The 13,471-nt window shown below is 63.8% G+C and carries 10 protein-coding genes; 5 read left to right on the forward strand and 5 right to left on the reverse strand.

The window, feature by feature from the left end; all coding sequences use genetic code 11:
• Positions 1-95: 95 nt before the first annotated feature.
• From ACK2SD_RS10730 to ACK2SD_RS10750, 5 genes are all read right to left on the reverse strand, one after another.
• Complete coding sequence (locus ACK2SD_RS10730; RefSeq protein WP_412462088.1) at positions 96-2,480, reverse strand: response regulator; 2,385 nt, start codon at positions 2,478-2,480, stop codon at positions 96-98.
• Between the two features lie 11 nt (positions 2,481-2,491).
• The gene (locus ACK2SD_RS10735) at positions 2,492-2,953 is read right to left on the reverse strand and encodes a response regulator (RefSeq protein WP_029613330.1); all 462 of its coding nucleotides are present in this window, start codon (positions 2,951-2,953) and stop codon (positions 2,492-2,494) included.
• A 23-nt stretch (positions 2,954-2,976) separates the two neighbouring features.
• Positions 2,977-5,256, reverse strand: coding sequence for an ATP-binding protein (locus ACK2SD_RS10740; protein WP_295481765.1), 2,280 nt, complete (start codon positions 5,254-5,256; stop codon positions 2,977-2,979).
• 297 nt (positions 5,257-5,553) lie between these two features.
• A complete protein-coding gene (locus tag ACK2SD_RS10745) occupies positions 5,554-6,702 on the reverse strand; it encodes a M14-type cytosolic carboxypeptidase (RefSeq protein ID WP_412462089.1) in 1,149 nt (382 codons plus the stop codon).
• 79 nt (positions 6,703-6,781) lie between these two features.
• Positions 6,782-7,297: a DUF4880 domain-containing protein gene (locus ACK2SD_RS10750; RefSeq protein WP_412462090.1), complete on the reverse strand. Its 516-nt coding sequence runs from the start codon at positions 7,295-7,297 to the stop codon at positions 6,782-6,784.
• A 545-nt stretch (positions 7,298-7,842) separates the two neighbouring features.
• On the opposite strand from ACK2SD_RS10750, the gene ACK2SD_RS10755 reads away from it, so the two are divergent.
• The 5 genes from ACK2SD_RS10755 (at position 7,843) to ACK2SD_RS10775 (ending at position 13,400) form a co-directional block, all read left to right on the forward strand.
• Entirely contained in the window at positions 7,843-8,358 is a 516-nt protein-coding gene (locus ACK2SD_RS10755) for a sigma-70 family RNA polymerase sigma factor (RefSeq protein WP_342651280.1), read from the forward strand.
• Positions 8,355-9,302, forward strand: a complete 948-nt coding sequence (locus ACK2SD_RS10760) for a FecR domain-containing protein (RefSeq protein WP_412462091.1) — start codon at positions 8,355-8,357, stop codon at positions 9,300-9,302. The genes ACK2SD_RS10755 and ACK2SD_RS10760 overlap by 4 nt, the downstream gene beginning before the upstream one ends.
• Positions 9,303-9,369: 67 nt before the next feature.
• Positions 9,370-11,766, forward strand: coding sequence for a TonB-dependent siderophore receptor (locus ACK2SD_RS10765; protein ID WP_412462092.1), 2,397 nt, complete (start codon positions 9,370-9,372; stop codon positions 11,764-11,766).
• A 119-nt stretch (positions 11,767-11,885) separates the two neighbouring features.
• Positions 11,886-12,356 (forward strand): hypothetical protein, encoded by a 471-nt coding sequence (locus ACK2SD_RS10770; protein ID WP_412462093.1) that lies wholly within the window; start codon positions 11,886-11,888, stop codon positions 12,354-12,356.
• 138 nt (positions 12,357-12,494) lie between these two features.
• A complete protein-coding gene (locus ACK2SD_RS10775) occupies positions 12,495-13,400 on the forward strand; it encodes a LysR family transcriptional regulator (protein WP_412462094.1) in 906 nt (301 codons plus the stop codon).
• The last annotated feature ends 71 nt before the right edge of the window (positions 13,401-13,471 follow it).

Consider the following 13,471-nt stretch of genomic DNA (forward strand, 5'->3'; position numbering starts at 1 on the left):
TTCCAGATTTAAAGTTCTCCAGCCGAAGCTTCGGTCTGGGGATTTTTCGTTTCCGCTCGAAAAGTCTGGCGCGCCGAAGCGCGCCGTTTCATGCTTCAGCCGCTTGCCAGCAATTCGTTCAAGGCGCGTGTCAGTTCCTCGGCTTGCACAGGCTTTTGCATCACCAGGCTGCCGGGCAGTTCGAGACCCTCCAGTTCAGCGTAGCCAGTGAGAAAAACCACGGGTAACTGTGGGTAGCGCTCACGCGCGGCCGCGGCCAACTGCGCGCCATTGAATTCGGGCATGGCAAAGTCGGTCAGCAGCAGGTCGATCTGTTCATCGAGCAGCGCCAGGGCCTGCTCGCCACTGTGCGCCTGACGCACTTGGTAGCCGTACAGGCGCAGCACATCGCCGAGCATGTCGCGCACTAGATGATCGTCGTCCACCAGCAGGACCACGCGGTCATGACCGTTGAACGAGCTGGTCTGGGGTGTACCAGTGGTTTGCGGCTCGCTCGTCTCGATCTGCTTGACCGCTGGCAGATACACACTGACCCGTGTGCCGACCTCGGGCGTGGTCTCGATGCGCACGCCACCCCCGGACTGCTTGGCGAAGCCGAATACCTGGGCCAGGCCCAGTCCGGAGCCCTTGCCGATGTCCTTGGTGGTGAAGAAGGGTTCGAATACCCGTGCCACCACGTCCTCGCTCATGCCGCAACCCGTGTCGCGGATCGACAGCATCACGTAGTCGCCCGGCTCGGGATCTTCGGGACGCTGCGGGCGGCTCTCGACCCGGGTGTTGCGCGTCGTCAGGGTGAGCTGACCACCTGCCGGCATGGCATCGCGGGCGTTGATTGCCAAGTTCAGGATGATCATCTCGGTCTGGGTCGGGTCGGTCATCGCCTGCCACAGGCTGTCGTCCAGGTCCAGCCGCACCGAGATGTTGCCGCCCAAGGTACGGCGCAGCAATTCCTCGAGGCCGCCCAGCGTGCGGTTCATGTTCAGCGGCACGGGCTCGAGACGTTGGCGGCGGGAGAAGGACAGCAACTGCGAGGTGAGCTTGGCACCCCGTTCACCGGCTTCGCGCACGTGTTTCAGGCGGCTGCGCGCCTTCTCCAGATCGCCTTTGTTCAGGTCGCGCTCGACGAAACTGGCGCCGGTGAGGATCACCGTCAGCAGGTTGTTGAAGTCGTGCGCCACGCCAGCGGTCAGTTGGCCGACGGCCTCCAGGCGTTGCATCTGCTGCAGCGCCGCCTCGATACGCTCGCGTTCGAGAATCTGGTCGCGCAGGCGACTGTTGGCTTCGGCCAGGCCGAGGGCAGACTCGCGCTCGCTGGTGATATCGCGGGCCACCACATAGAGCAGGGTATCTTCGGGTACCACGACCCAGGACAGCCAGCGTTGCTGGCCGCCCGCGTGCTGGATCCGGCCGACGAAACGGGCGCTGGTGCGGCCGTGGGCGAGGGCGGCGAGTTCTTCCAGGAAAGCCTCTTGTTCGTGCTCGGGCAGCAGGTGCAGCAGCGAGGTCTGACTCAGGCGTTCGCGGCTGATGCCCAGCACGGCCTCCCAGGCCGGGTTCAGCGCCACCGGTGTGAGGTCTTTATTGAGTACCGCGAGCAAGTCCTGCGACAGTTCCCAGGCGCGGTCGCGTTCGCGGGTGCGTCGCTCCACGCGCTCGCCGAGCATCTCGTTGAGTTGCTTGAGCGCTTGGGTGGCCTGGCGCTGTGTGTGGATGTCCTGTAGCACGCCGGAGAAGCGCACGCAGCGACCGTCGACGAATTGCGTCTGCCCGGTGGACAGCAGCCAATGAGGCTCGGGCCTGCCGGGGGCAATGCTGCGAAACTCGGCGCGGTAGTGACCATCGCTGTCAGTTTGCATCGATTGCATGACGGCCTGCTGCACGAAGGCCACGTCCTCTGGATGGATGCCGGCGTAGAAGGTCTCCAGGCTCATCTCGGTGTCGATGGGCAAGCCGAACAAAGCCTTGCAGCGGTCGTCCCACAGCAGCAGGTCGTCAGCGGGGCGGTAGTCCCAGGTGCCCATGCCGGCAGCGTCGATGGCGATGCGCGCGCGGGCCTCGACATCGGCCAGCGCTTCCTCGGCACGGCGTCTGCGCTGACGCTCCTGGACCTCGGCCAGCGCCCTTCGCACAGCCTTGGGCAGCAACGGCAGGTTCTTCTTGAGCACGTAGTCGGTGGCGCCCAGGCGGATCATCTCCACCGCGTGTTCTTCGCCATAGATGCCGGACAGGAAGATGAAAGGCACGTCCGGCGCGAGGTGCTGGGCGATGGCCAGTACGTCGGTGCCGGAAGACCCGGGCAACACGCAATCGCAGAGGATCAGGTCAAAGTTGCCCTCGCGCAGGGCTTTTTCGACCCCAGCGTGATCGAAGACCACCTGCGCCTTGACATGAAAACCGCTGCGCTCCAAGCGCATCAAGCTCAGCTCGGCATCCATGGAGCTGTCTTCGACCATCAGCAGGTTCAATGCGGTGGGCTGCATCAAGGACGCCTTCAGTTGCTGCTGCGGCGATTCAGACGCAGCGAGCCGGGTGGAGGTTCGTTGAGTACGGCCCAGAAAATCCCCAGGTCGGAGATGGCGGCAACGAACTCCTTGAATTCCACCGGCTTGACCACATAGGCGTTGACGCCTAGTTCATAAGCACGCAGCAGATCGGGCTCCTCGCGCGAGGAGGTCAGCATCACCGTGGGGATGCTGCGCAGTTCTGGCGTATCGCGCACTTCCTTGAGCACTTCAAGTCCGTCGACCTTCGGCAATTTCAGGTCCAAGAGCATGACGGCAGGGTTGCCGTCGTCGCGGTCGGCATAGGCGTTGCGGCGTAGCAGATAATCGAGGGCGTCTGCGCCATCGCGCAGCACGATGACTTCGTTGGCCAACTGGCTGCGTTCCAGGGCCAGGAGGGTCAGCTCCAGGTCACGGGGGTTGTCTTCGACCAGCAAGATCGGTTTGAGCATGATGTGTCAGGTTACCTCAGGTGTTAACGGATGACGGGCAGGGCGAAATGGAAGGTGGCGCCCTTGTCGACTTCCCCCTCGGCCCAGACTCGACCGTCGTGCCGCTCGATGATGCGGCGCACGCTGGCCAGCCCGATGCCGGTCCCTTCGAAGTCCTCCATGCGGTGCAGGCGCTGGAACACTCCGAACAGTTTGCTGGCGTAGGTCATGTCGAAACCCACGCCGTTGTCGCGTACGAACACCTCGACCGTTTCGGGGTGCTGGAGCGCGCCGATCTCGATCCGCGCCGGCTGCCGTCCGCGTGTGTATTTGATTGCGTTACCGATCAGGTTCTGCAGGACCAGATTGATGAACGCCGGGTCGGCGATCACTTTGGGCAAGCGCTCGACGTGCCATTCGATCTCGCGGTCGGCGTAGTCCGGGGCCGACTCCTGGAGAATGTTCTCCACCAGGGCATTGAGATCGACATCCGACAAGCGCAATGCCGAGCGCCCCATTTGCGAGAAATTGAGCAGGTTGTCCACCAGCGAGCCGGCGAAGTGCGCGGCCTCGCCAATGTGCTTGAGGAAGCGCTGGCCGCGTTCGGACAGGCCTTGGCCCTCGACTTCGCCGAGCAGCTCGGAGTAGCCGGCGATGTGCCGCAGCGGTGCACGTAGGTCATGCGAGACACTGTAGGAGAAGGCTTCGAGCTCCTTGTTCGAGCGCTGCAGCTCACCGCTCAGTTGCGCCATTTCCTCGGCCTTGCGCAGCACGATGCCCAGCACCGCAGTGCGCAGTTCGCCCGCGCCGTCGATCACCAAAGGATCCCATGGGGCGCTGAAGCCGCGTACCACTTCATGCCAGGCGTCGAAGCTGTGGCGCGGGCTGAGACTACCTTGAACGCTGATTTCCTTGAGTGGTCGGCCGGCCCAATCGACGGTGCGCACCTGCTCTGGACGGAACCACAGCAGGTAATGCGAGTGAATCTGCGAAATCGCGACGGCGAGCAGGCCGCCGGCGTACTTCGTCAGTTCTGGCACCTCGGCGATATCGCGACCCAGGTTGTCGCTACTGAACACGGCATCGTCGCCACGGCGCGACAACCATTGCACCAGCTCGTTGATCACCGCCTCGCTGGGCGTGCTGCCGATCAGCTCGCACCGTTCGGCACTGATGATGGCCGCGCCCGTGGCGTCGGCGAAGTCCAGGAATACCTCGGGCAGGCTCAGCAGGCCGTCGCTGACGCTGTCGTAGTCGGCCATGGCCGAGAGCATGTGGACGATACGCTGGCGCAGGTCGAGCAGGGTACGCGTGGCGCTGTGCGCCTCGTGCGCTTCGAGTTGCAGCGAGAGCACGCTGCTCAGCAACTCGCAGGCCGCGCGGGTGCGGAAGTCCACCGCGCGCGGCTGCTCATGATGGCAGGAGATCAGGCCCCAGAGCTGACCTTCTACCACGATCGACAGCGACATCGAGGCCAGCGTGCCCATGTTTCGCATGTATTGAAGATGAACGGGGGAGACGCTGCGCAGCGCGGCGAAACTCATGTCCAGGGGTTTGCCTGTGCGCGGGTTGAGCGTCGGCAGCAGGGGCGAGGGCGTGTAGTTGGCATCTTCGATCAGGCGAATGCGGTTGATGCGGTACAGCTCGCGAGCCTGGCGTGGAATGTCCGAGGCTGGGAAACACAGGCCTTGATAGCGCGGGTAGCCAGCGTCTGCCACTTCGGCGAGCACCTGGCCATTGCCCTCGGCATCGAATCGGTAGGCTTTGACCCGTCCGAAGCCGGTGATGCGCTTGACCTGCTGCACCGACTGCTGCAGCAGTTCCTCGATACTGCTGGCCTGCTGAAGACTGCTGACGAACGCGCGCACCAAGGGGTAGTAGTCGTCTTGATCGCCCTGACCGGCGGACGGCATGCAGGGCTCGAATTCAGCGATCAGCACCTGATCATGGCGATGCACCAACAGGCGCAGACAATCGGTCCAGGGGGCGCCATCATGCAGTTTCACGTCGCCGATGTGGAAGGGAAAGATCTCGTCGACGGGCAAGCGTTCGAGTTGGCGACGGGCATCGAAACCGGCCTCCATCAGCGTAGGCAGGGTCTTGCCAATCAGGTCGGTGGCGGTACTGCCGAGCCACTGGCAGGCATTTTCGCTGATCTGGAGAATGCGCAAATCCTGCTCGTCGAGCACCAGCATGAAGCCGTGGGAACGGATGCTGCCAGGGATCTGGATGGGTTCCTGGGCGCAACGTTCAACGGCTTGATCGAAGGCATTTTCAGCGGTGGTCAAGGAAACTCTCCCGTCATGGCCACACAGGGCGGCCATAGGCGTCTGCGCAACAAGGTGTGTGCTATGCAAGGTATCAGAAAGTGACGGTTTTCGCCGGGAACATGGCCATTTGAGAGTAAGAATTAGGGTAGGTTCTGCTTCACGGCGAAATTTGTATAGCTTTCCCGTGACGCTGTGTCGAGATCGCCTCGCGTCTGTCGCGATGTGCGTACAAATAATGAGGTGGGCGTGAAGATGGCCAGCCCGTTGTTCGATCACAGCGCCTCTTGCCGACTCCGCCCACTACGTTCTACCGGGAAAGCTCCATTCTTGATGTCCAGCGAAGAGGCTGGCTCAACGCAGAACCGCGATCATCTGCTCCAGCGTTTGCAACACGGCACTGGCCAGGGCCGCCGAGCGGGCGCCCGACCAGCCGGTGCGTGGGTCAGGGTTGTCATCGTGATCCTTGAACGGCATCTCCAGCGTCAGCGCCAGGCAATCGTGGGCCTGGCCCACCGCATTGCAGGCCAGGGTCATATTGGCCTGGCCAGGTTGGTCGCGGGTGTAGCCGTGAGTGGTCTGGAAGTCGGGCGTCAGGCGGCACAGCGTGGTGCGGAACTGATCCTCGAGTGCGGCGATGCGCGGCGTATAACCGGGGTTGCCTTCGCAAGCGGCGGTGAACACGTGAGGGATCTCCTCGTCGCCGTGCACGTCGATGAAGGCGTCGACGCCGTGCAGTTTCATCTGGCTCTGGGCGAAGAACACTTCCGGGCTGAGTTCGACGCTGGCGTCCTGCCACGCACGGTTGAGGTCCTTGCCTTTGAAGTTGGTGCGCAGATGGCCGTGGAACGCGCCATCCGGGTTCATGTTGGGGATCAGGTACAGGTCGGCGGCAGCGAGCAGGCGCTGAAGGCTGGGATCCTTGGATTCCAGGCGTTCGATCACGCCTTCCATGAACCATTCGGCCATATGCTCGCCCGGATGCTGCTGGGCGATCAGCCACAGCTTGCGCCGGGTACCCGTCCCCGAGCTGGCGCGCAGCAAGGGAATATCGCGACCTTGCACGCTGCGCCCGCTGGCCAGCAACTCGACGCCGTCGATCTTGAGGGCGCGTTCGATCAACTGGTTGTGGCGAGCGCGAGGGTAGGGCTCGAAGTAGGCGAACCAGGCGATGGGCTGTTCGGCGTCCAAGCTGAAGGTCAGGGCTGTGCCGTCGAAGGTGCTGGGGATGCGAAACCAGTGCTGCTGGTCGTAGGAGCCCACCGCGTGATAGCCCTCCCAGGCATTGGGGTAGGACGAGCCATGGGCATTGTCGAGGCTGAAACTGTGGCGCTGCCCCGGCGTCAGGCCGCCGGCCCTGAAGTGGAACCATTGATAATGGCTGCTGTGGGTGTCGGGGCGAATGGCCAGGTGCACCTGATGCGGGTCGTTGGCATTCAGGACTTGGATATTGCCGGAATCGAAGTCGCAGTCGATCTGCAGGGGGGACAGCGTCACGGTCATTGCCAGGCTCCTATGGCGTTGTTGTGACGCTACTGTACACCCACTAGCGGTTCGGGGCAGGCGCGAGGCAGGTTCGATCTCAGGCCAAGAGTCCGAGCGCCAGTGCGGCAGCAACGCCCAGTACCAGCGCAACAGAGCAGCCGCCCAGGGAGAACGCGGCACGTCCGTGACGGTACCAGCCGTCTGCGCCTAGGTGTCTGGCCGGGGCCAACAGTGCACGCCAGCGCAGTTCGGTCTGACGGAACGCGTGCAGGTGCTGTGGCGAGGCGTCCAACCAGCGGCGGAAGTCGATGCGCTCGCACGTCGTGGCCTGTGGACTCTGCAAGCGCACATACCAGCGTCCGGCGACACCCGCCAGTTGATCGCCTCGCGGGCGAGCGCTGTCCAGGGCCTGGAGCAGGTGACGTTCGACCGCCGCCAGGGGTAGGTCCAGGCGCTGGGCGATGTCGGCGATACCGAGCTGATCGAGTCGGCTGAGCAGGAAAATCTGCTGCACTCGGCGTGGCAAGCGTGCGAGGTGCTGTAGCAGCGCATTTTCGGTCGCGCACCGGGGTACATGCGGATCGTGCTCGAAGGGCAACAACAGGCGGCTCATGGACGGCTCCTTGCGCGGGGAGGGAACGAAGGGGGGCATCTTCCCTGATGCGCGGCTCAGCTTAATCTTAACGAGATTGATTCTCAAGTGCTGTTTGCGCAAATTGCTGCGCCACGCATTCACCGATTGCTATGCCTTTGATATCATCGCGGCCATTCAAAGCGGTAACCCTTCTTCATTAGCCTGAAGAGCCAAAAAAAAGACCCGGCAAAAAGCCGGGTCAAAAACCGTGATTAGCCTGATGAGGAGATAATCTGAGCGTCCGACCTGAGGACTCCAGGTTATCCAGCCAGTCTCTCGACCGGCTGAGTGCAATAATAATGGTTATCATTTGCAGGTCAAGTGATATTTCGGCTCATCAGAAAATAATTCTGTTTCAGCGCTGCCTTTTGTGCATGCCCGGTGCACCGCAGCGCGCCATGCACGACCAATCCCCTCCAAACACGGTTATCAAGTCGCCCATTGCAGCGGTGCGCTTGGCGCGCCCATGAGAACTAATTAGAATCACTCGCATTCGTACCCCGTTCTCTTCAGTGTGTCTTCGAATGTCCGAGCCTGCCGCGGCGCCCGATTCCAGCTTCGACACCCTTTACCGTGACCATCGCAGTTGGCTGCAAGGCTGGCTGCAACGGCGGCTGGGCGATACCTGGGCCGCAGCGGATCTGACCCACGACACCTTTCTGCGCGTGCTGGCGGCGCAGCAGACCAGCGCCTTGTCGGGCTTGAGGGAGCCGCGCGCCTATCTACTGACGGTGGGGCGTCGCCTGCTGGTCAATCATTACAAGCGGCGCAGCCTGGAGCAGGCGTACCTGCAGGCCTTGGCCAACCTCCCGCAGGCCCTGGCGCCGTCGCCTGAGCAGCGCTGGCTGCTGCTCGAAACCTTGCAGGCGCTGGATGAGTTGCTCGACGGCCTGCCCAGTGCCGTACGCCGCGCCTTTCTCTGGTCGCAATTGGAAGGGCTGGATTACGCTGGCATCGCTCAGCGCCTGGCGGTGTCCGAGCGCACGGTCAAGCGCTACATGGCCAAGGCTTATGAACACTGCCTGCTGGCGGACCTGTGACCAGCCCTGGCCGCGGCGATGCCCGCCAGTTGGCCCGCGAGGCGGCGCGATGGTTGGCGTTGCAGGACGCCGGCCCGTTGGATGGCGATCAAGCGCGTGGGCTCCAGCAGTGGCGCGCGCGCAGTGACGCCCATGAGGCCCTATGGCAGAAGGCGCAAACCCTCAGGCAACGTTTCGCTCAGGTACCGGCGCCTCTGGCGGTAGCCTGTCTGGACCGACCCGATCCTGAGCGTCGGCGGGTGATGCGGCAGATGCTGGGCGTCGCCGTGCTGGCGCCGATCACCTGGGCCGGCTACCGCCAGTTGCCGCTGTCGAGCTGGCGTGCCGACCTGCGCACGGCCACCGGCGAGCGGCGGGCAGTGGCGTTGGCCGATGGCACCCGCCTGCAGTTGAACACCGCCAGTGCGGTGAACCTGGACTTCGCCGAGGGGCACCATCGACTGCAACTGGTGCAGGGTGAAATCAGCCTGGACTCGCCTGGGCAGCTCTGGGTGCAGACGCGCGACGGTGTATTGCAGGCCGAGGCCGCCAGCCTCTGCGTGCGCGAGCAGCATCAAGGCTGCCTGGTGTCGGTCAGCCGGGGGCGGGTGAGCCTGCAACCGCTGGCCGGACCGATGCTGCAGCTGCAGGCCGGGCAACGGGCGACCCTTGCGCCTGCCGCCGTGACCGGCGTGCAAGCATTCGATGCGCAACTGCCCGGCTGGCAACAGGGCCTGCTGATCATCGACGACCGGCCGCTGGGGGAACTGCTGCGTGAACTGGACCGCTATCGCCCAGGGGTGTTGCGTTGGGACCCGGCCGTGGAACGCCTGCCTGTGACCGGCACCTTCCAGCTCGACGACACCGACCGCATCCTCGCACTGTTGGCCGCGAGCCTGCCTGTTCAGGTGCATTACCGTACCCGCTACTGGGTCTCGCTGACGCCAGGCAAGAAAATCGCCTGAGCGCTGTCCCCTTTTACTCACTCGCTTGTCATCACGGGTATCCACCCCTGAGCAGAGAATCTTTCGGATGTCCCGTTCCCCCTCATTACGCCCTTTGTCCACGCAGTTGCTGCGTGCCGGTCTGCTGCTTGCGCTGGGGCTGCCTGTCAGTGCCTGGGCGGAGGAATCGCCACGGCGCAGCTTTCAGGTCGGCGGCGGCAGTCTCGGCGCAGTGCTGACCCGTTTTGCCGGTCAAGCCGGCGTCAGCCTGTCGGTCGACCCTGCACTGGTAGCCGGACGCAGCAGCCTGGGCCTGCAGGGCGAGTACGCTGTGGAAGAGGGCTTTGCCGCCTTGTTGCGCGGCTCCGGGCTGACGCTGGTGCCGGCCGGTCCAGGCAGCTATACCCTGGTGCATCAGGTCGAGCCGGTCGAGGGTGTGCAGGTACTGCCCGAGACCACCGTGCACGGCCAGGGACTGGGCGTGGCCGACGACAGCTACGCCGGCGGCCAGGTGTCGCGGCGCAGCACCTTGGGCATGCTGGGCGAGCGCGACTACATGGAGACGCCGCTGAGCGTCACCTCCTACACCAGCGAACTGCTGCAGAACCAACAGGCCCGCACCCTGGCCGACGCCGTGGCCAACGACCCTTCGGTGCGCAGCACCAACCCGGCCGGCGGGCGTTTCGAGCAATTCTCCGTGCGCGGCTTCAGCCTCTACAACAGCGATGTCGCTTACGGCGGTTTGTATGGCGTGCTGCCGACCTATTCGATCGACATGGAAATGATCGAGCGGGTCGATATCCTCAAAGGCCCTGGCGCGCTGCTCGGCGGTCTGGCGCCCAACGGCAGCATCGGCGGCGGGGTCAACATCGAGCCCAAGCGCGCGGGCGACACCCCGCTGACCGAGTTCACCGCGTTGTACGCAAGCCCAGGGCAGGGCGGCGGGCACCTGGACATCGGGCGTCGTTTCGGCGAAGGACAGCGCTTCGGCGTGCGCCTGAACGCGCTGCGCCAGGCCGGCGACACCGAATGGGACCATCAGCGCATCGAGCGTGAGGCCACGGTGCTGGGCCTGGACATGCAGGGCGATCGCACGCGGCTGTCCCTGGACCTCGGCCATCAGCAGCGCGACGTGGACGCACCGATGGAGCGCGTAGGCTTGGCCGCCGGGCTCAAGGTGCCGGATGCCAAGGACGTGCACCACAACTTCGCCCAGCCATGGAGCTATTCGCGGGCCAAGGACACCTTCGGCGCGGTGCGCGGCGAATATGACCTGAGCGACAACTGGATGTTGCATGGCGCCCTCGGCGCCCGCAAAGGCGACTACGATTTCATGCGCCATGCCGTGCAGGTGGTCAATTCGGCCGGGCGTTTCACCGTCAGTCCGCGCGCCTTCCAACGCGATGAGGACGTGGTCACCGGCACTGTCGGTGTACGCGGCTGGTTCGACACTGGGCCGGTCGGCCACACGCTGAATGTCAGCCTCAACCGTTTCGACCTGACCTTCGACAACAACGGCGCGCGCTACGCCAGCGGCATCAGCAATCTGTACCAGCCGGTCGCCTTGCCCGAGCCTGGCGCGCCGCTGGCGCTGGACAGTCCGGTGCACACCCACACCGTGCTGTCGAGCCTGGCCCTGGCCGACACCCTCAGTTTTGTCGACGACACCGTATTGCTGACCTTGGGCGCACGCTTGCAGCGTGTGGAGGTGGACAGTTCCGAACCCGGCGAGCCCGACCAGCGCTACGACGAGCACGCGACTTCGCCGGCGGTAGGCCTGGTATGGCGCAGCACGGATCAGCTATCGCTGTACTTCAACTACATGGAAGGCTTGACCCAGGGCCAGACGGCCCCGGAGACGGCGAACAACGCGGGCAAAGTGTTCGCACCCTATCGCAGCAAGCAATTGGAGGTGGGTGCCAAGTACGACATGGGGCGTTTCAGTACCACCGTCAGCCTGTTCCGAATCGACAAGCCGTCGTACTACACCGATGCGCAGAACAACCTCAGCGCCGACGGCGAGCAGCGCAACCAGGGCCTGGAGATCAGCCTGTTCGGCGAGCCGTTGGAGCGTGTGCGTGTGCTGGGTGGCGCGATGTTCCTGGACGCCGAGCAGACCCGCACCGCCAACGGCCGCAACGATGGCAACCGGGCCATCGGCGCGCCAGTGGTCAACGCCAACCTGGGTGTGGAATGGGACCTGCCCGCTGTCGATGGTCTGACCCTCAGTGCCCGGGTGATCCATACCGGAAATCAGTACCTGGATGCCGCCAACCGGCAGAAGATCGATGCCTGGCAGCGCTACGACCTGGGCGCGCGCTATGCCCTCAAGCTGGGCGACAAGGACCTGACCTTGCGCGCCAGCGTCGAGAACGTGCTGGACAAGACCTACTGGGCCTCGGCCAACGTGCCCGATGGCACCGCTACCGGCCTGACGCTGTCGGCGCCGCGTACCTGGCTGCTGTCGGCGACGATGGGCTTCTAAGCTCGGTAGGCCATCTCGCGCAAGCGTGTCAGACCTGTCTCTGTAGCGCCGAGTACCGCAACGTGCGGCGCTCGGCGCCTATTCTTGGGCCTTCCCTGTGCACTGAGAGGAGACATGAAATGGACGCACGCAACATGCTGATGGGAATTGCCTTGGGGCTCAGTTCGCTGGCGCATGCTCAGGAAGACCCTGGACCGCACATCAGCGTCACGGTCGGCAAACCTACCTTCGTTCACCAACTCAGGTACGAAGTGATGTACAGCGAAAAGCCCTTCGAGCTGGCGACCATCTACTACTACGACAATGGCCTCTACAAGATCGTCTCGCCTGGTGAGAACCATTACGGGGTGTACCTGGTGATGGGCAAGATGACCGATCCATCCTACGCCATAAGCTACTTATCCCTGCCCTCGGACGATTGGGGCGGCAACGTCGCTCGGCATGACCTGAAGTTCGACAGCCAGCGCCAGGTATTCGAGCAGCAGGCGCTCAGCCACGAGGACCAGAGTATCCCGCCTCAGCGCGGCACTTTCGTGCGCGCCACCCATGATCATGCCGATCCGGCAGCCATCGTCTGGCAGCAGCCATGAGTCAATCGCGCCTGGGGTAGACAAAACATCGTCAGGCCTTAGGCAAATGCTGGGGTAGCGCCGCCTGCGGCCGCGCGGGCGCTGAGGTAAGGTGCAGGCAACGAGCCACGCGCCGCCCCGGCGCCCAGGAGGTGCTCCATGGCGTCCTACACCCTGCGTCAACTCAAGTATTTCGTCACCACCGTGGAGGCCGGCAGCGTGGCCGAGGCTTCACGGCAGTTATACATCGCTCAGCCGTCGATCTCCACGGCGATCAAGAGCCTGGAGGAAAGCTTCGGCGTGCAGTTGTTCATCCGCCACCATGCACAGGGCGTCTCGCTGACTCCGAGCGGCAAGCGCTTCTACGCCAAGACCAAGACACTGCTGCAGATGACCCACGAATTCGAGCAGAACGCCCTGGCCGACAACGATACGGTCGCCGGGCAGATCGACATCGGCTGTTTCGAAACGGTGGCGCCGCTGTACCTGCCGCGACTGATCGCCGGGTTTCGCCAGCGCTATCCCGGTGTGGATATCCGTCTACGCGACGGTGACCAGCAGGAGCTGATCCAAGGGCTGACTGCCGGCAGTTTCGACCTGGCGTTCCTGTTCGACCACGATCTGGACGGCACCATCGAGGCCGAACCGTTGATGGCGCCGCAAAAGCCCTATGTGCTGCTGCCGGAGAAGCACCGCTTCGCCGGACAGGCCCAGGTGTCGCTGCGCGACCTCTGCCCGGAACCGATGATCCTGCTGGACGTAGCGCCAAGTCGTACTTACTTCGTCAGCCTGTTCAACGAACTGGGACTGACCCCGAACATCGTTTTCAGCTCGCCGTCGATCGAGATGGTGCGGGGCATGGTGGGGCAGGGGTTCGGCTTCTCACTGTTGGTGACACGACCGCATTCACCGTTCACCTACGATGGCCAGCGCCTGGTGATGCTCGACATCGCCGAGCCGGTGGCGCTGTCGGGCCTGGCGGCGGCGCACCTCAAACGCGTGCAGTTGACCAAGCCGGCGCAGTTGTTCGTGGAGTTCTGTCGGGAAGAGTTGGCGAAGCTCTGAAGATGTCATAGAGAACGGAAAGAAGAAACGGCAGTGCACGGCTTGCATAGGCTTACCACAACAGCAATATC

Origin of the sequence: Pseudomonas sp. SC11, assembly GCF_047039205.1 — a bacterium.
GTDB lineage: Bacteria > Pseudomonadota > Gammaproteobacteria > Pseudomonadales > Pseudomonadaceae > Aquipseudomonas > Aquipseudomonas boreofloridensis.